This is a genomic window from Bacillus sp. RAR_M1_44 (assembly GCF_020165935.1).
GTDB classification, from domain to species: Bacteria; Bacillota; Bacilli; order Bacillales; family Bacillaceae; genus Bacillus; species Bacillus altitudinis.
The window spans coordinates 1-18,986 of the sequence record NZ_JAIUKX010000005.1; the positions used below are offsets into that span (position 1 = coordinate 1).

The following is an 18,986-nucleotide window of genomic DNA, read 5'->3' on the forward strand; positions in this document are numbered from 1 at the left end:
GGAGAGTCTATGGATAAAATAGAAACAAATCGTTTAATTCTTAGACCATTTCGTGATGAAGATGCACCCGGAATGCTTGCATACTTGTCTCAACCAAGAGTGAATTGTTTTCTGGATGATCAAATCTCTACATTAGAAGAAGCGGTCGCTAAGGTGCAAAAAAGAAAAGTAGATCACTCTTATATGGCGGTTTGTTTAAAAGAAAGTCAGTTGATTATCGGTGAATTGTTTCATTTAAAAGATGAACCGGACACGTATTCGATTGGCTGGAATTTTCATGCATCATATGAAGGAAAGGGATATGCCCGTGAAAGTGCTGAAGCGCTCTTGTCATATCTATTTGTCAATAAAGGGGCAAGGCGTTTATATGCATATGTAGAGGATGACAATGATCGATCTCAAACATTATGCGAACGTTTAGGTATGAGGAAAGAAGGCTTCTTTCTTGAGTTTGTTTCATTTACTACAAATGAGGATGGGACCCCTAAATATGAAAACACCTATCAATATGCTTTGCTGAAAAAAGAATGGGAGCAGTATCATTCTAAATAGTGCTTTGTTTCTTGGTATCCGAATGACAACGAAGTGACAAAAATGTGAGATGACCCCTTTATTTTGTTCGCTCGATCGATGTCACGGTCTTCTTTTTTCATTTATCCTTTTCCTAAACGAAGCAAAAGGAATGAAATGAGATGCAGGAGTTTAATGAACGGGTATTTCGGTCGATTAATCAGCTTAGTATGAATCACGATGTCTTAAATCCAGTTGTTATTGGATTGGCTGAATATTCAGTGATGTTCATTGCAATCATGTTTTTGATCATGTGGTTTCAAAACCGAAGCAGAAAAAACAGATGCATGATGATATCTGCTGGGTTGACTTTTATTTTGGCAGAGATGCTAGGGAAAATCGCTGGGATCTTTTATTCCAATCAGCAGCCCTTTGCAGAATTGAATCATGTTAATCTTTTAATCGAAAAGGAAGTGAACAACTCTTTTCCGAGTGATCACACCATTTTTATTTTTTCCATTTGTATGGTCTTTTGGCTTTTCCACAAGCGTCATATTTATTGGCTTTTCATTGCCTGCGCTGTAGGATTTTCAAGGATTTGGGTAGGTGTTCATTATCCATTTGATGTGTTGGCAGGTGCTGTGATCGCCTGTTTAACGGCGGTAACGGTTGTTTATTTGCCGCTATTCCAAAAGGGCGTTAATGTACTTTTGTCAGGCTATGAATGGGTGGAGCAGAAATGGGCAGGAGAGAGAACCAAATAAAATGTAAGTCTCACGAAAAAACACCCCAATCTGTTATGAAATCAGATCGGGGTGTTTATTATTTTCGCCAAAATGTGGAACAATCTGCTTTGTCTTCAATGTTAAATTCGATGATTTTTTTAAGTAGAGGATAGTCAATCGGTAAGCTTTCCTTCATCCGAAACATCTTTTTTCCATGGTCATAACCAGCTTGTACAATATCTGGTGAAAAGTGATCAATCCCTTTTCCTTCTGGCGCAACAGAAATGTGGTGTTTTGCGACGCTAAATCCGATAATAAATGTGCCATGATCTGTGAACATGGGCTGATTCCAAGCAATTCTTGGCTCTAATTGAGGGAATGTGTCTGAAATCCATTGTAAGATGTCTTGCGTGCGCTGTTTCAGCTCTGGATTACCGATATTGCTTACATATTCTTCAAAAACCTGCATTGTTTTCATCCTCCATATTCATCAAGCCTCAGACGGGATTCGAACCCGCACTCCTTTCGTAAGCATAGGCTAGGGGGCAACACGCTTCCCTACGGAATTTCACCGACAGGAGTTTCACCTGTCTCAGCTCATTTGCTTTTCGGTGCTTCTGAAACCCTTGCCTTGCGACCCGCTAGCTACAATTGTTTTACGGCGCTCTTCCCTTCTAGAGCTACTGAGGCACGGAAGTTCTTGTTCATATTATATAGAGAAACTTGAAAAATGAAAAGCAGTGCTCATGATTCAGGGCAATCACTCAAAATAGTCAATGGAATAAATCTAAAAAGCCCAATAAGGGCTTTTTTCAATTCAACCGTATCTTTTGACAGAAAAAAGACGGAATTTTTAGTGTAAACATCATTGACTAGGAGAAAGAAACGCAATAACAAAGGAATCGGTTATTGAAGATTCAAGTGATTCATATTAAAATGATGTCAAATGGACGAATTAGCAATTGCTAATAGAAGTTCCATATTTAGTGAAATCATGTGGTGTAGCTGAAGGTGATTGGGGGTGTAGAATGAGCAAAGTTCCTGTGGCGGAATTGGCATCATTATTAAATGACTGGAACATGGAAATCAAAAAAGATCATGCAGATGAGGCAGAACGGCTATTTGCTAAAGCGAAACAGGCAGTAGAGGAAATTGATGATGCTGACATCCTCATGTATTATTCTCTTTTAGAGAAAAGGCATCATATTCTGATGTACAATTTAAGAGGACAAAAAGGCAATGTTTCAACGAAAAGTAAAGAAGGCCAGTATGGGAAAAAAGATGATGATTTGTCTAATCGCCTTGCTTACTATTTTGATTTTTATGAGGGTGTGTATGAACAGCATCAGGGGAATTATGAGGTTGCATTACAGATGTATCAAAGTGCGGAAAAGCTCTTAGATAAAATTCCAAGTGAAATCGAACGCGCTGATTTCGATTTTAAGGTCGCGTGGCTTTACTATCGCCTGAGTCATATCATGCTTTCATTAAGTTATATTCGCAGGGCTCTAAACGTCTATAAACGTCACAAGCACTATGAAAGAAGAACTGCACTTTCATATTCTCTTATTGCAGCCAACCTTACAGAGATTGGCAGGTACGAAGAAGCGCTTGAGAATTATCGTTTGGCGGAAGAGGTGTTGACGAGCGAACAGGATGATTTTATGCTGGCTCAGCACCATCATAATGTGGCCATTTTATATTCATTTTGGAATAAACCGAAAGAATCCATCAGCCATCTTGAAAAAGCATTGTCTCATCAAGAGTATTATGATTCAGATTTCTTTTTCCATTCTACGTATCTGATCAGCCGGGAACTCTGTGTGATTGGTGAAAAGCAGCGTGCAAGCCAGTATATAGAGGCTGCATATGCCCGAATGAAAGAAGCTTCTCATGAAGTGTTTCAGCTCAAAATAGGCATCGTACATGATCTTTACTTAACCAATGTGCCACAAAGATTTCAGCAAATTAATGAGAAATTAAGAAAGTTAGAAGAAAAGAATGAATATCATGAAGTGAAAGAGCTCTCTCACTTTGCTGCAAAGTATTGTGAAAAGCAAGCACTTTATGAGCAGTCTGTTTTTTACTTGAATAAAAGTTTAGAAGCGGATTTACATATGAAAAGAATGGGGTTGATATAAGATGAAAACAGGATTAAAAGTATTATTCGTTGTGGGTTTAGCGGTCGCTGCGGCTGTTTTAACTGAAAATGTAGCGGGTTCTTTCGAAGTAGCAGAAAAAATCATTGGTGGTTAATCACCCAATCATTTCTCGCCCTTGTTGATGATGATCAGCAAGGGTTTTTTATATGTGTGAAAATAGGCTCTTCTTATTAAACGCTGCAAGAACGTTTAATAAGAAGAATTCGCAACAAAGGGGGTGTGCAAATTTGTTACCTGCTCCATTATTCTAAATAAATATAGGGCAGAGCAACAAGTTAAAAAGGTCACCTTTCTTTGCTTAATTTAATTTTTTGCAGGACTTTTCATTCAAATTTCATCAAATTGGTCTATAGTACATAGAAATTGTTACAAAAGAGGGAACACCGCTCCATTTGTCACGCATATGATGAGATGAAGTGTAAGTTGAAGGCAGGTGATTGTATGGATCCTCGGGTATATGGAGGCTTTCATGGCGGCGGTTTTAGCGGAGGTGCAGTGGGCCCTCATATTGGCTTTGGCGGGTATTATGTGAGCCCTGGCGTGTTCTCGGGCTTAGGAGGTTACCCTGGATATGGAGGGTTCGGGACGTTTTCTGGATATTCTCCATATGGCTCCACATTCATTATGGGGCGTCCTCCTGGTTTTTATGTAAGAAGTTATTAATGTTTTATCACAGTGGTTGAAATAGCCATCTAAGATTGGCTATTTCAATTGGTGAAAGTGCTTAAATGTAGCTGTGATCACGATAACCCCTAGGATGCAAATAGGCAGCCAAATGATGATAAACGGATCGTACGCATCTGTGTATGCTGCTAAAGCAGCTCCTAGGCAGTAAAAGACAATAGAACCGATTCGCAGCAAGCTCAAATGTTGAATAGGGGCTTTTCTTTTTTCCCGATTTGATAAGCGCTGCGCCAAATCTTCAAATAAGTTAGCAAGTGTACTCGTTAAAACTGTTGTAGAAATGCCAGCGACATTTAATTTGCGTGCGGCCGCCGTTTGCATGCCCATCGCCATACTTAAAAGGATAATCAGCATAAAATAAGCACCTTGCGTATAAGGAAAAATGGTCATAAGAGCAAATAGAAGCAAGATGATGACTTCTATGATAAAGATGCGTGTAACGGCTTTTGGCCAAAATGTTTTTTCTTGTTTTCCACCTATGACAACAGCTAGTAAAACACCTAGAACAAATCCGCTAAGTGCCGTGATGGAATGAAGAGCGGTTAACTGCAATGAACTGCCTGCTGCAATGCCAAGCAATACAATATTTCCCGTCATATTTGCTGTAAACACATGCCCCAGGCTTAAATAGCCGATAACATCCACTATTCCTGCGGTAAGACATAAGAACATCAGGGCAATGTTTCGTATTGAGTGTGCGGTCAAAATAGTCATCCCTTTCTTCCTCTCTAATGAATAAGTGTAACGCTTAATGACCGCGTGTGTCCATTTTATGAGCTGGTAATATGTCCTGCAGCTGATATAAAACTTGTCGAAAAGAATCATCATTCACATGGTGCCTCATTTGACGGAATGGATCGCCTTTTTCCTTTAGACGTTTCATAACAGCCGGCATCGTAAATAAAGAAGGGTGACATTCTTCGCTATTTAATTCTTCCCATTCAATCGGTGTTGCAACAAGTCCAAGCTCGTTTCCTCTCGGGGAATACGGGGCGATGATTGTTTTTCCAGCATCATGTTGAAGGTAGTCTAAATATAAACGGTTGCCGCGGTTTTTCTTTAGACGCTCTAGCGTAAACAGCTCGGGTGCTTGTTCGCATAAAAATTGGCAGATGAACGCAGTGAATTGTCTAGTTTGTTCATATGTGAAGGCATTTTTCTCCAATGGGATATAAACTTGCAGCCCTTTCCCACCACTTGTTTTAATAAATGCGGTGAGAAAGAGTCCATCTAAAATGGCCTTGATTCGTTTGGCTGCTTCTATTGCTAGGTGAAACTCTTTAACAGAAGGCGGATCTAAATCAAATACAATTTCTACAGGCCGATCTGTATCTCTCGTTTCAAAAGGAATATGAAATTCCATCGCCAGCTGGTTACCAAGCCAAAGCAACGTATTAGGATCATTACAGATTGTGTAAGAAATATCGTGCGCTTGATCTGTCTCAACAAAATCAGGCGCATAATCGGGCGTTGCCTTTTGATAAAAAGATTCTCCACCAGTGCCATGAGGAAAGCGTATTAACGTAAGACGTCTTTCACGTAAAAAGGGCAATAAATAGGGAGCGGCTTGCCTCAAATAAAGTAAGTAATCTGCCTTTGTGATATGAAGGGCAGGTACAACCGGTTTCTCGGGGTGGGTGACGTCAATCATAGCTGGGAGCGGATAAAGCTGTTTGAGCATGTGTTGAAAGGTACACGTTGCTGGATCTGCATCGAATAAAAACGAAAAGAACCGGGGCTCACGTAAGGCTGATCCATCAAAAGAAATACAGGCGATCTTTGCGACAATGGATGGTGGGATTTCATAATGTGATGCTCCAGTCATTTGACCTTTGGTTAGAAATAAGGTGCGCAGGGTTTGTTCTTCTTCTTTAGAAAAACCATGCTTAAATTGGACAACCTCTAAGAGATTCGTTTCTTGATAAAGACATCCTTGAAAATAGCCATTGTCTTTATCAAAACGAGTCACGATGACAGATACATACCGCCAATTTTTGATTTTGAGCCATTCTTTCGAGCGGGTATGTTCCTGCCATTTACTCATCTTCTTTTTAGCAACTAATCCTTCCGCTAAATAGGTCAGCATGATTTTTTTCATGTCATCAGGGCTGGTATCGGTTTGGATGATTTGAAGAAGAGAGGGGTGATTCAGCTGAACGGAGGGAGGAAGATTTGCAGCTTGGAACACCTCATGCAGCTCAGCTTTTCTTTCAATCAGCGGTAAATCAACGAGGGATTTCCCTTTGCATCTCAATAGATCAAATGCAATCAAATGACATGGAAACCGCTTAGCCTGGCGTTGAATGGTTTCTGTGTTTTTCAGGCGGCCTCTTTGCTGAACTTTAGTAAAGTCGCTTTCTTGTTCACTCAGTAAAAAGACCAATTCTCCATCTAGGGTCAGCGGTAAAAAAGGTGCAAGCTGCTTTGTTAGTTGCTGGCACTGCTCAATGACTTCAGGAAATTGTTTGTTTAATCGTTTTCCCGCTCTGCTCTCTAAATGGATGGCGTCTTTTTCCCAAATAAGAATGGCCCTGAAGCCGTCATATTTTAATTCATACAGCCAGTCTGCTCCAACAGGAATACCATGTGCAGACGTTAAACGCATCGGTTTCATTGTGTTTTTCACTTCCTTACATCATGTGTTCTTATGGTGGGATGAAATTTTCATAAACATACATAACTCTGATGAAAACATTACATAGTAAGGAGAAAAGAACGGAGGCGTTACGATGCATACAGTATGGAAGGGCGGCATTAGCTTTGGACTGGTGAATATTCCAGTCAAGCTGTTTACCGCTACAGAAAACAAAGATATTAAATTAAGACAGCTTCATAAGGAATGCCATACGCCGATTAACTACAAAAAGGTTTGTGCTAACTGCGGCGAGGAGGTAGCGCCAGAGCAAATTGTAAAAGCGTACGAGTATGCCAAAAATAAATTCATTGAATTGGATGAGGAAGAACTCGAAAGGCTGAGAAAAGAAAATGAAGAAAAAGCCGTCGAAATTATTGATTTTGTGAAGATAGAAGAAATCGACCCCATCTATTATGAAAGAAGTTATTTTCTATCTCCAGATACCGGCGGAGCAAAGGCTTATTCATTATTAAGAAAAGCGTTACAAGAATCAGGGAAAATCGGTGTAGCCAAGATCATGATTCGCTCAAAGGAGCAATTAGCGATTGTTAGGTGCTACGAACATATTTTACTAATGGAAACCATTCATTTCCCTGACGAAATTAGACAAGTATCAGACGTCCCGAATATCCCGCAAGAGGAAAACATCGTGAAGAAAGAGTTAGATACAGCACTCCTTTTAATTGAGCAGCTGACCACCACATTCGATCCAGCCGCTTATCGCGATGAATACAGAGAGCAGCTGATGAATGTCATTGGAGACAAAATTTCTGGAGAACATACCGTTCAACCAGCAACGACAGGTAAAAAAGAGGCTTCATCCAATGTCACTGATTTGATGGCCGCTTTGCAGGCTTCTATCGATCGATCAAAACCAGAAAAAACGAAAAAAGCAGCACCTAAGAAAAGAAAAGCACCCGCTAAAAAAGAAAAGAATGCATAAAGAAAAGACCGCTCCCCAAAGGGCGGTCTTATTTTGGCTTCACCACATCCTGAATCGTCCCGTCTGTTCGGTGGATGACAACTGCTGTTCCTTTTTTAGATGAAATCTCTTTCGCGCGGTCGATGGCTTCCTGTTTCGTTTCTTTTACCTCACTTGCACGCTTCGCTTTTTCAGTTTGAACCGCCCAGCCTTCATCATGTTTCACGACATGCTGCGCATGATCCATGAGCTCAGGTCGTGCAGAGCTGCTTTTCTTAGAAGGAGTCACAGAACCATGAGAGTGAAAGTCCTCCATTTCTTTTTCCGTCGCATTCTTTTTCCACTCTTTCGCTTGATTGATCGCAATTGGAATCGCTCTACCTTCTTCATAGCCTTCCTGCACCATTTTGTTGGAAATCTCAAGTGCTTTTTTTCGAATGACTTTGTCTAGTGATTGGAATGAAGCTGGATAATCTTCCATTGTCCAAGGCATATTGAACGCTCCTTTCTTTTATTTGAACACCTTCCCCCATATGCAATGGATCAAACATTTAACCATCTCAATCCAATGGCTTGGTTGAAATACATCGTTTTGCTGAGGAAGAATGTTTTCGATTCCTGCACAATAGAAGATAGTAAAGGAGTGATTGAAATGATTATGAAAGGCTTGTATGAAGCACATTTACCTGTGAGTGATTTGAAGGCATCCATTTCTTTTTATGAAAAATTGGAATTAACACTTGCTCATGAAAATGAACGAGTGGCCTTTTTATGGATTGAGAAAGGAAAGAGCTGGCTTGGCCTTTGGAAGGTTGATATATCCACTATTCCATATCATCCAGCGACGCGACATGTCGCCTTCCAAATAGAAACATCCAGCATTGAGCAGATCAAAGAATGGCTGATAGAAAAAGGGATCAGCATACATCCGATGTTTGGCTTTTCGGAAGAGCAACAGCCTTTAGTTCTTGATAATCCGCCACAATTTCATGCCGCGATTTACTTTCTTGACCCAGATGGCAATTTGCTTGAATGCATTGCACCGCTTGAAATCGATGCAGGAGAACATCATGAGATGATGACATTTGAAGATTGGGAAAGAAAGAAACATCCGTTTATTGATTGACAAAACCGCTTATTGTAACTATATTGATTACAACGGTGGTGAAGGAATGTGAAACAAATTAGCAGCAGGTATACCATTGCTGTTCATATCTTGTCATTTATTGCGGGTGTTTCAAAAGAGTGCACAGGGGATTTTATTGCAGAAAGTGTCAATTCAAATCCAGTCATTATCAGAAAAATGATGGCTATGCTCAAAAAGGCGGATCTCATTGAGATTCGCCGAGGAGTTGGCGGTGCTTCCTTAAAAAGGCCGGCAGAGGACATCACTCTACTAGATGTGTACCGGGCTGTGGATGTAAGCGCAGATGAAGAGTTATTTAGCTTTCATCAACCAGTCATTGCATGTCCAATTGGTCAAGCCATGGATACGAGACTGCGGCAAGAACTTAAAGAAGCACAGGCCGCGCTTGAGCATCACCTTAAACAAGTGACAATTAAGCAATTATTAATCGAGGCGGAGTAGAAAAAGCTCATACATAGAGCTTTTTTACCCCTTCGTTGTAACCATTTCGATTATAACGAATGATCTGATGTAAGAAACTAGCTGCTTCATACATGAAACATCACCGTTGAACGAAAAATGAGGAGGTCAAATCAATGACATTATTAGTGACAGGTGCAACAGGACAACTTGGATCGCTCGTCGTCAAACATTTGCTCGCAAAAGTACCAGCTGAACAATTGGCGGTCAGTGTTCGAGATCCGCAAAAAGCAGTCCATCTAAAGGAAGCTGGGGTGGATGTGCGCAAGGGAGACTTCACACAGCCGGATACACTTCAAACAGCGTTTCAAGGGATTGATCGCCTTTTGATCATTTCGTCTGGGGATGGAGATCGCGTGAAGCAGCATATCAATGCCATCCAAGCAGCGAAAGCAGCGAATGTGTCATTTATTGCTTATACAAGTGTTGTCAATGCAAGAGAAAGTCAGCTTAACCTAGCACATGACCATGCAAAAACAGAAGAAGCAATTTTGGCCTCTGGCATCCCTCATGTTTTTCTAAGAAACAATTGGTATGTGGAAAATGAAAAAGATACGATTCTGGCATCAGTGAACGGAGCGCCGTTTATCAGCCCAATTGGTGAAGGTAAAGTCGGCTGGGCAACAAGAAATGACTATGCAGAAGCAGCAGCAAATGCGTTAACAATGCCGGCAAATGATCAGGAAATCTATGAATTGTCAGGACCGCTTCGCACACACACTGAACTTGCACAAATGGTCAGCAAAGTGAGCGGGAAAGAAATCAAAGTAGAACACATGGATGTAGATACATTTGGAGAATTTTTAGCGTCAAATGGTGTACCGAAAGAAGCTGTTCCATTTGTCAAAGCGATGCAAAGCGGAATCCGCGATGGGGCATTAGCAGTCGAAAGCCATGATTTCGAAAAACTATTAGGCCGTTCTTTAACACCTATTGAAGATAGAATACGAGAAATGATGTCAAACTAAACAATTAACAACGCCCTGTAAAAAGGGCGTTTTTTCTATCCTTGTTGATCCGTTATTTTGAAAATATAGGTGTAATGTCCATTTTGTCGTACATATTCTTGTATGTAGATGTTAGAATTTTATGAGATGATTCCAGCAAATGAATGACGCTTACTTTATTATGAAATACATTATTCAAGATATTCATTTTGTTTTAATCCTATTAAACAGCAGGATGTGATGACATGTTACGCAAAGCCTTCCTCTCTTATTTGACTGCCAGTATGATCACAATCATCGTCATTATGATTGAACTCGGTTTTCGTTCAGCCGTTGTTTCACCATTTGTTTTACTTGATTCGAACAAAGAAAGCAATCCAAAAGTATTCGTCGCTCATTCGCTATATCAGGGTGACGTTTTATTAACCTATCAAGACGGTTCTTTCAATGGCCCATCAGAAGCATCCCTTCAATTAAGTGGAAAGTACATAAATCTCACACAGATCCCATCTGCGAATGGAATCAGTAAGATTGAAACAGACAAAATAATGAATGATAAGGCATTGGTTTTTCTAAGAAAAGGCTTTGTACCTATCCATGATGATACGATCATGATGGAACAGGTAACGCAAAATCCCTTCTTTTCTACATACAATCTAACGAATCTAACAGAAACAACTAAGATCAACACAAACTTTAAGTATAGCATCGCATTTGTTACATTCATGACTTTAATGGGAATTCTTTTGCCCGCTTTGTTATTTTTCCTATTTAACCTTCATGAATCGATGAAAAACCTATTCACATTATTCATTCCCTTTGTTCTAGCCATTTTTCTTCCCTTGGGATTAAATTATTATTTTTTAATGGGATACGTGCTATCAGTCACAGGATCTTATGTGTTGAGTATGATTCTCTCTATACTTGTGCCTAGTTTCCTGTCAGTCTTATTGACAGCTTATTCATTTGAGTATGTGACAAAAGATTCTTCTGATGTATTAGGAGAAAATGAAGACACTTTAGGAAATTCATTCTTCCTGAACGTTAGGGAGCAAGCCGTTTTATTTGGTGCTATCACATTATCCTTGATATATTTCGGCTCTTATTTAGTCATGCCTTTGGCGTTTCAAGCGAAGGTTATGGATCACCTTTTTCTATTTTGTGCTTGGTATTTCGCCCTAGTCATCTTATTTATTATGGGTTACTCATTCATTCAAAAAATGATAAATAAGTATGAAGTCTTACGGACGGACGAATTCATAAATATTTGCAAAGATATTGAGCATCAAACGAACCAAAAGGTAAATATATGGGTAAAAAAAGACTCACAACATGATGTGAATGCCTGGATATATTCATTTCAACTTCCGTTTAGAAGAAAAGTCAATCTATATGTGACGGAAGGGTTATTAAATAAGTTTGATACAGAGGAAATTCGTGCGATCTTATTCCATGAAATGGGACATGTAAAATTAAAACATGCGCATTTCACCATTTACCTCACTGTGATTGTCACCTTACTTATGGGAATCAGTATGTATTATGCCAGACAGGTGATGCTTGCCAATGGTTGGTGGCAATATATTCTGTTGTTCCCAGCAGGGGTATTGATCATAATATTTATGACGGAGTGGTTGCCAAAGAAAATGAGTCGCTTATTTGAGATTCAGGCGGATCGCTTTGCTGTTCACCATCTTGAGAATCAAACTCTATATCTCAATACTTTGATAAAATTAAGTCATTTGATTGAAGAAGATGGAGATGACGGAAGAAAATCTGAATGGCGTGAAAGTCATCCTTCTTTTGAAAAACGAATTCATCACATAAAGAAAATCATGAAGTGAAGGCGGTTTGTGTGAAAGACGACACTTCCTTCGGTAGTATGAAGAAATAAAAACATGAATGTTCTCAAACGCCCTGTAAAAAGGGTGTTTTTTCATGTATCACACAAGCATGATGTCCAAATTTTAGACAAATCCGTTCGTTGAAATTTCAGAAATTTGGGATTAAAATGAAATGAAAGTCCATTATTTAGTCGTCAGATGACCAGATATAAATCAAGGTGCAGTAAAAGAAAGGAAGTTCGCCGATGAGAGTCAGTTTATTTGTCACCTGTATCATTGACACGATGCAGCCACATGTAGGAAAGGCGACTGTTGAGGTATTAGAGCGGCTTGGTGTTGAAGTGGAATTCCCTGAAGCACAAGTGTGCTGCGGGCAGCCCGCCTTTAACAGCGGCTATACAAAAGAAACAATCAAAGCGGCCAAAAATATGATGAAAGCCTTTGAATCAGCTGAATATGTCGTCACACCATCAGGTTCTTGTAAGGCCATGTTTTTAGAATATCCGCACCTTTTTAAAGAAGACCGAGCGTGGTTCGCCCGTGCTCAGGCACTTGCTGCGAAAACATATGAATTAACGGAATTTATTGTTGATATATTACATGTAACAGATGTAGGAGCGAGTTTGAAAGGAAAAGCCACCTATCATACCTCCTGCCATATGACGAGACTGCTTAGAATTAAGGAAGCGCCTTTCACACTGTTGTCAAATGTCAAAGATTTGGTGATAGAACCATTGCCTCGCGCTGAAAATTGCTGCGGATTTGGAGGAACTTTTTCAATCAAAATGACACCCATTTCTGAGCAGATGGTCGATGAAAAAGTACAAAGCATAGAGGAGGCAGGCGCTGAATATATCATCGGTGCTGACTGTGGATGTCTGCTGAATATCGGAGGAAGGCTGAATCGTCTTCATAAGCCAGTTAAAGTGATGCATATCGCAGAAGTGTTGAATAGCCGCTGAAGCTAAGAGGGGGAACGGCACATGAGTATGAAAATTGGAGAGAAGGCTTTTAAAGAGCGGATCGGCGAAGGATTAGAAGACGCTGTGATGAGAGGAGCTGTTTCCTCGGCACAGGAGCGTCTGTATAAAAGGCGGATGACTGCAAGTGAAGTGCTTGGAAACTGGGAAAAGTGGCGTGAACTTGGAGAGGACATCAGGCAGCATACACTTGCCCACCTTGATGACTACTTATATCAATTAAGTGAGAGCGTGAGTAGACGTGGAGGTCATGTGTTTTTTGCAAAAACAAAGGAAGAGGCATCGGCGTACATCCAAGATGTCGCACAAAAAAAAGCAGCAAAAAAGATCGTGAAATCAAAATCAATGGTCACAGAAGAAATTGAAATGAATCAAGCGCTAGAAGAGATTGGCTGCGAGGTAGTTGAAAGCGATCTTGGAGAATATATTCTTCAAGTTGATGACCATGAACCACCTTCACATATCGTGGCACCAGCCCTTCATATGACGAAAGAACAAATACGGGAAGTTTTTCACGAAAAGCTTGGATATGATATGTCAGAGACTCCTGAAGAAATGACCAAATTTGTAAGAGCTTTGTTACGAGAAAAATTTCTTGAAGCAGACATTGGTGTGACGGGCTGTAACTTTGCTGTGGCTGACACAGGATCGATTTGTCTTGTGACGAATGAAGGGAATGCGGATCTTGTCACGTCCATTCCAAAGACACATATCGCAGTCATGGGGATGGAGCGGCTTGTACCAACGATGGAGGAGCTCGATGTCCTTGTCGGTCTATTGTGCAGAAGCGCAGTCGGTCAAAAGTTAACAAGCTATATCTCTGTCGTGGGGCCAAAAGGAGAAGAAGAAGTTGATGGGCCAGAAGAGTTCCATTTGGTCATTGTGGATAACGGACGGTCAAACATATTAGGGACAGAATTTCAGCCAGTTTTGCAATGTATTCGGTGTGCAGCCTGTATCAATGTGTGCCCCGTTTATCGGCATGTTGGCGGTCATTCGTACGGATCAATTTACCCGGGTCCGATTGGTGCTGTTCTTTCGCCGCTACTTGGAGGATATGACGACTACCAAGAGCTTCCTTTCGCCTCAAGTTTGTGCGCAGCCTGTACAGATGCTTGTCCAGTGAAAATTCCACTTCACGAATTATTAATCAAACATCGACAAGTCATCGTTGAAAAAGAGGGGAGAGCGCCTAAAGCGGAAATGATGGCAATGAAAATGTTCGGAATGGGCGCATCCACTCCTAGAATGTATCGATTTGGAACAAAAGCAGCCCCTGTGCTCTTGAAACGTATGGCTTCAAACGGACAGATTTCAAAAGGTGCGGGTCCTTTAAAGAATTGGACAGAAATTCGTGACCTCCCAGCGCCAAGCAAAGAAAGGTTTCGGGATTGGTTTAAAAAGAAACAAAAGGAGGAGCGACAATGAAAGGAACCATTTCTCATCGGGATCCATTTTTAGCACATATCCAGCAACAATTAGGCAAAAGCTCCTCCAAGCCTGCATCTATTCGGCGTCCGGTTTGGAAGCATCGAGTCAATTGGGAAACAAATGAAGGTCTGTCGAAAGAAGAATTGGTAGAGCAATTGAAGGTGCAATGTCAGCAAATTCATACGAAAGTGGTAGAAACAACGCCAAAAGAAGCACCCTCAACGTTACGATTATTGATGAAAGAGTATGGAGAAGGTCCTGTGATGACTTCGAGCGATAGACGTTTTGCACAATATGAATGTCATCCTATGTTTCAAGCCTTGCGGAAAGAAGGAATCTCAGTCACTAGCTGGAATGCAGATACATCAAGAGAAGAAAATATAAGGCGGGCAGAACAAGCGAAATATGCAGTGGTATTCAGCGATTACACACTTGCAGAATCCGGAACCGTTGTTCTTTCCTCCCATCAAGGTCAAGGGAGAGCACTTCATTTTTTACCGATGATGTATATCGTATGTATTGAAAAAAGCACAATTGTCCCGCGGATGATTCATGCTGTTTCAGCTCTTCATCGCCTAGTAGAAGAAGGAGAGCAGACGAAAGGCGCCATTCATTTTATATCAGGTCCAAGTAATTCTGCCGATATTGAAATGAATTTAGTCGTTGGTGTTCATGGGCCGGTGCGGGCTGTGTATGTATTAATAGATGATGAATGAGGGCTTTCGTGAAGAAAGCTTCAGCGTGTAGGCAAACCCTCGCATTCGGTGTCAGTCCTGCGCTTCGGTGCTCACGAATGTTAAATTCGCTCCGCGCCGATGCTCATCCTTCCTAGGACTGCAAAGGTTTTCTATCACGCTGAAAAGAAGACAAAGGGCTAAAATCAAGTTCATTTTAGCCCTTTGTCAACAATCTGGGGCTTTCGTGAAGAAAGCTTTTTTTATGTAAACATTCTTAAAATTCATCTTGCCTCTAGGCGAATGGTCATAGTAAGATGACGTCATACAAGATGAGAAGCTCATCTACTGCTGATGTAAAGGAAGCTGCTAATGGAAATGAAGACAAATGCTCCAAAGAAGTCGATTGCGGTGCCGCTTGTGATCTCCATCATTGCGATTTCGTTTTCGGCCATTATTGTGAAGTGGTCAAGTGCGCCTGCTGCTATTTTAAGTATGTATCGAATGATATTTGCGGCGATTTTGATGCTTCCGTTTATTCTGCCGCGTCAAAAAGAGTTTGTCTCGTTAAAGCGGAGAGACTGGTTTTTCTTATGTATGTCAGGTTTCTTTTTAGGGCTCCATTTTGTTTTGTGGTTCGGCTCATTGAAGCTCACCACAGTGGCGAGCTCTACAATCATCATTGCACTTCAGCCGATGGTGTCATTATTAGGCGGATTTCTCATTTTTCGTGAACGAACAACGAAGTCAGCCATTTTCACAATGTGTGCGGCGATTGTTGGTGCGCTCATGATCGGATGGGGGGATATCGGACATAGCCAAGACGCCATTATAGGAGACATTTTATCCTTTTTCAGTGTAATCGCTGTTGTTTGTTATTTATTAATCGGTCAACAAGCTGTGAGAAAGATATCTCATTGGATTTATAGTTTTTGTGTATTTGGTTTTGCCGGCCTTTTTTTAATTTTATTTAACCTTATACAGCAAACGCCTTTTGTAGGCTATTCGGGTAAAGAATGGGGGATTTTCTTACTGCTCGCCATTATCCCTACCATGTCCCATGTCATTAACAACTGGCTGTTAACCTATGTGAATGCGACAACTATTTCAATGAGTATTCTAGGCGAACCTGTTGGGGCAACGATACTCGCTGTTTTACTGCTTGGAGAGAAAGTCACGCTGCTGCAAATGTTCGGTGGTCTTCTTGTCCTTTTAGGTGTCTTTTTCTTTTTGATGCAGCAGCGACAAGGGATCGTAATGAAAACACAAAAATCCGGCTAACTCCCGGATTTTTTTACTCTTTTAAATGATTTTTTTCAATTACTTTGTTTAATCTAGCCTCGACTTTCTTCAATTCCACTTGTTTTCTTCTTATCATTCGAATCGCGATGACCACGATGGTCACGATCAATGCAATAAATAGAAGAGAAAATACTTGAAATACGATATCCCCAATGTTGAATGCAGTATTCGCTTCATTAGGCATGTGTAACCCTCCTTATATCTATATATTACCATAAACAATAAAAGATTGAGATTTATCCATAATTTATCTATAATAGGTAAAATATCACTCATTAAAGGAGAACCATTATGAGAACTTTAGTCCTTTTACGAGGTCTCCCAGGTGCAGGTAAATCAACTTGGATCAAAGAACAAGGCTTAGAACCATATACATTATCAGCGGATCAGATCCGTCTGTTAACCCAGCCTCCGCAGTTATCAGTCAATGGGAAACCAGAAATTTCAAGCAAACATGATCATAAAGTCTGGTCTTTATTATTTGAACTCCTCACAGCCCGAATGGAACGAGGAGACTTTACTGTCATTGATGCAACACATGTCACAAGTAAGTCCATTTCGCAGTATAAATCATTAGCTACTTCATACCGCTATAGAGTGTATGTCGTCGATTTTACGCAAGTGCCTCTTGAAACATCCCTGCTGCAAAATCGCGGTCGAGAGCCGCACAAAGTAGTGAAGGAATCTGTGTTATATCAAATGAATGAACGGTTAAAGACAGAGAAGGTGCCTTCATGGGTAACCGTTTTGACGCCTGAGGAATATCCAGCCATTATGACGTATCAGCCCAGGTCTTTTGATCAGTATGAGGCCATTCACGTCTTCGGTGATATTCACGGCTGTTACACAGCTCTAAATACTTATTTGCAAGGAGACTTGAAAGAAAACGAGCTTTATATCTTTGCAGGTGATTTGCTTGATAGAGGAATAGAAAACAAGGAAGTGTTAGAATGGATGCTGGCACATAGAGAATGCCGCAATGTGATCGTCATTGAAGGAAATCATGATCAGCATCTTTACAAATATGCACATGAAGAAAAAGTGAGAAGTAATATGTTTAACCGTCATACTGCGCCTGAAATTGCGGAAGCAGGTTTTGACCTAAAAGAATTAAGGAAGTTTGTCAGAACATTTCATCAGCTCACCTATTTTACGTATCATGGTCAGACATTTCTTGTCACCCATGGTGGGCTTGCCCATTTGCCAGAAGAGCTTCTGCATGTCTCAACGCAGCAGCTTGTTCACGGAGTAGGTGAATATTCAGATGACATTGACCACTTATTTGTGCAAAACACTTCTGGATTAGATATCATTCAAATTCACGGTCATCGCAATTTATATAGACTGCCTATCCAAGCGGCGGAAAGATCTTATAATCTCGAAGGTCAGGTTGAATTTGGAGGACAGCTGCGTGTGTTAAAAATTACAGCAGGCGGGATTGAGACACATGAAATTGACAATCCTGTCTACAGAGCTTCTGCAAACAAGCAACCGGTCTTTGTTCAGCCCAATGTGACGCTGGATGATTTTTTATCCCATTTAGATCAGCATGAATATGTACAAGAATTAAAGCTGCCACACGATATTTCATCTTTTAATTTCACGAAAAAAGCATTTAGTGAAAGACAATGGGATGAAATAAATGTCAAAGCAAGAGGGTTGTTTATCAATATGACTTCAAAGCAGATTGTGTCTAGAAGTTATAATAAGTTCTTTAATATTGATGAACGTCCTGAAACCAGAATGCAGCATTTAGTGAATCATCTTCAATTTCCTGTGACGGTCTATGATAAAGCAAATGGATACTTAGGCACGGTTGGGTTTAACGACATAAAAGATGAACTGGTGTTTACGTCCAAATCGTATACGTCACATGTGAAGCAAAATCAGCATGCTGCTTGGGTCGAAGAGCTATTTTATGCGACCTTTGACGATGTGCAGGTCGATTACATCAAATCATACGTACGCGACAACCATGTATCCCTTGTATTTGAAGTCATTTTGCCAGAGAAAGACCCGCATATTATCACATATGATCATGATCAACTCATTTTACTTGATATCGTGAAGCGTCAGCTGAGCTATGAAAAAGAACCATTTGCTGAAGTGAAAAGGCTCAGTGAACAGCTTGGCATGCGGTGCAAACAGCAAGTGGCAGTGTTTCATGATTGGACCTCTTTCTATAAATGGTATCAATCTGTATCACATGATGACACAATCAAAGAAGAAGGTTATGTCATTGAGGATAACAGCGGCTTTATGACCAAGTTAAAGCTTCCTTATTATCAATTTTGGAAGCAAATGCGATCCATTAAACAGCGTGTTGCAGATAAGCGCTCCACCCAAAAATATATGCAGGCTTTGCAAACAGCAGAGCAAGCAAGATTTTATACATGGCTACTCGAGCAAGATCCAGTAAACGTGAGAAACAGCTCAATCATTGAGCTGCGTTCACAATTTGAGCAAACGGAAGCAGCCCATTTGAATAATGACGGAATAAATGCATAGTCTAACAAAGAGTCTTTTCTAAAGAAAAGGCTTTTTTTCATGAAATCGAAAGGTGG

Annotated in this window: 19 protein-coding genes; 14 read left to right on the forward strand and 5 right to left on the reverse strand. The window is 40.5% G+C overall.

Annotated elements, in window-relative coordinates:
• Positions 1–9: 9 nt before the first annotated feature.
• Together LCD34_RS18855 and LCD34_RS18860 are read left to right on the forward strand one after the other, a co-directional pair.
• Complete coding sequence (locus tag LCD34_RS18855) at positions 10–552, forward strand: GNAT family N-acetyltransferase (protein WP_224559892.1); 543 nt, start codon at positions 10–12, stop codon at positions 550–552.
• A gap of 140 nt (positions 553–692) precedes the next feature.
• Entirely contained in the window at positions 693–1,274 is a 582-nt protein-coding gene (locus tag LCD34_RS18860; RefSeq protein ID WP_148780371.1) for an undecaprenyl-diphosphatase, read from the forward strand.
• 58 nt (positions 1,275–1,332) lie between these two features.
• Here the strand turns inward: LCD34_RS18860 and LCD34_RS18865 are convergent, their stop codons facing one another.
• Positions 1,333–1,704 (reverse strand): iron chaperone, encoded by a 372-nt coding sequence (locus tag LCD34_RS18865; protein ID WP_057079498.1) that lies wholly within the window; start codon positions 1,702–1,704, stop codon positions 1,333–1,335.
• A 559-nt stretch (positions 1,705–2,263) separates the two neighbouring features.
• On the opposite strand from LCD34_RS18865, the gene LCD34_RS18870 reads away from it, so the two are divergent.
• The gene (locus LCD34_RS18870; protein ID WP_224559855.1) at positions 2,264–3,376 is read left to right on the forward strand and encodes a tetratricopeptide repeat protein; all 1,113 of its coding nucleotides are present in this window, start codon (positions 2,264–2,266) and stop codon (positions 3,374–3,376) included.
• Between the two features lie 462 nt (positions 3,377–3,838).
• On the forward strand, positions 3,839–4,060 hold the full coding sequence (locus LCD34_RS18875) for a hypothetical protein (RefSeq protein ID WP_008343948.1): 222 nt from the start codon (positions 3,839–3,841) through the stop codon (positions 4,058–4,060).
• A 39-nt stretch (positions 4,061–4,099) separates the two neighbouring features.
• On the opposite strand, the gene LCD34_RS18880 is transcribed toward LCD34_RS18875, so the two are convergent.
• On the reverse strand, positions 4,100–4,795 hold the full coding sequence (locus LCD34_RS18880) for a YoaK family protein (protein WP_224559856.1): 696 nt from the start codon (positions 4,793–4,795) through the stop codon (positions 4,100–4,102).
• Between the two features lie 34 nt (positions 4,796–4,829).
• The gene (locus tag LCD34_RS18885; protein ID WP_224559857.1) at positions 4,830–6,695 is read right to left on the reverse strand and encodes a DNA ligase D; all 1,866 of its coding nucleotides are present in this window, start codon (positions 6,693–6,695) and stop codon (positions 4,830–4,832) included.
• Positions 6,696–6,810: 115 nt separating this feature from the next.
• On the opposite strand from LCD34_RS18885, the gene LCD34_RS18890 reads away from it, so the two are divergent.
• Positions 6,811–7,659, forward strand: a complete 849-nt coding sequence (locus LCD34_RS18890) for a Ku protein (protein ID WP_007499384.1) — start codon at positions 6,811–6,813, stop codon at positions 7,657–7,659.
• A 28-nt stretch (positions 7,660–7,687) separates the two neighbouring features.
• Here the strand turns inward: LCD34_RS18890 and LCD34_RS18895 are convergent, their stop codons facing one another.
• Complete coding sequence (locus LCD34_RS18895; RefSeq protein ID WP_060832353.1) at positions 7,688–8,131, reverse strand: DUF2188 domain-containing protein; 444 nt, start codon at positions 8,129–8,131, stop codon at positions 7,688–7,690.
• 159 nt (positions 8,132–8,290) lie between these two features.
• On the opposite strand from LCD34_RS18895, the gene LCD34_RS18900 reads away from it, so the two are divergent.
• The 8 genes from LCD34_RS18900 to LCD34_RS18935 all read left to right on the forward strand — a co-directional run bounded on the left by LCD34_RS18900 (position 8,291) and on the right by LCD34_RS18935 (position 16,401).
• On the forward strand, positions 8,291–8,764 hold the full coding sequence (locus LCD34_RS18900; RefSeq protein WP_224559858.1) for a VOC family protein: 474 nt from the start codon (positions 8,291–8,293) through the stop codon (positions 8,762–8,764).
• 48 nt (positions 8,765–8,812) lie between these two features.
• Entirely contained in the window at positions 8,813–9,226 is a 414-nt protein-coding gene (locus LCD34_RS18905; protein WP_048002252.1) for an Rrf2 family transcriptional regulator, read from the forward strand.
• 134 nt (positions 9,227–9,360) lie between these two features.
• Positions 9,361–10,212 carry an SDR family oxidoreductase gene (locus tag LCD34_RS18910; protein ID WP_048002253.1) on the forward strand — a complete coding sequence of 284 codons (852 nt, stop codon included), beginning with the start codon at positions 9,361–9,363 and terminating at the stop codon, positions 10,210–10,212.
• Positions 10,213–10,496: 284 nt separating this feature from the next.
• A complete protein-coding gene (locus LCD34_RS18915) occupies positions 10,497–12,035 on the forward strand; it encodes a M48 family metallopeptidase (protein ID WP_224559859.1) in 1,539 nt (512 codons plus the stop codon).
• 245 nt (positions 12,036–12,280) lie between these two features.
• Positions 12,281–12,997 (forward strand): (Fe-S)-binding protein, encoded by a 717-nt coding sequence (locus LCD34_RS18920; RefSeq protein WP_224559860.1) that lies wholly within the window; start codon positions 12,281–12,283, stop codon positions 12,995–12,997.
• 21 nt (positions 12,998–13,018) lie between these two features.
• Positions 13,019–14,443, forward strand: coding sequence for a LutB/LldF family L-lactate oxidation iron-sulfur protein (locus LCD34_RS18925; protein WP_046526646.1), 1,425 nt, complete (start codon positions 13,019–13,021; stop codon positions 14,441–14,443).
• Positions 14,440–15,162 carry a lactate utilization protein C gene (locus tag LCD34_RS18930; RefSeq protein ID WP_008343937.1) on the forward strand — a complete coding sequence of 241 codons (723 nt, stop codon included), beginning with the start codon at positions 14,440–14,442 and terminating at the stop codon, positions 15,160–15,162. Before LCD34_RS18925 ends, LCD34_RS18930 begins: the two co-directional genes overlap by 4 nt.
• A 330-nt stretch (positions 15,163–15,492) precedes the next feature.
• Positions 15,493–16,401 carry a DMT family transporter gene (locus tag LCD34_RS18935; protein WP_224559861.1) on the forward strand — a complete coding sequence of 303 codons (909 nt, stop codon included), beginning with the start codon at positions 15,493–15,495 and terminating at the stop codon, positions 16,399–16,401.
• A 13-nt stretch (positions 16,402–16,414) separates the two neighbouring features.
• On the opposite strand, the gene LCD34_RS18940 is transcribed toward LCD34_RS18935, so the two are convergent.
• Positions 16,415–16,606 (reverse strand): hypothetical protein, encoded by a 192-nt coding sequence (locus LCD34_RS18940; RefSeq protein WP_035391946.1) that lies wholly within the window; start codon positions 16,604–16,606, stop codon positions 16,415–16,417.
• Positions 16,607–16,713: 107 nt separating this feature from the next.
• Here LCD34_RS18940 and LCD34_RS18945 point away from each other — a divergent pair, with 107 nt between their 5' ends.
• Positions 16,714–18,930 (forward strand): RNA ligase, encoded by a 2,217-nt coding sequence (locus tag LCD34_RS18945; RefSeq protein WP_224559862.1) that lies wholly within the window; start codon positions 16,714–16,716, stop codon positions 18,928–18,930.
• The last annotated feature ends 56 nt before the right edge of the window (positions 18,931–18,986 follow it).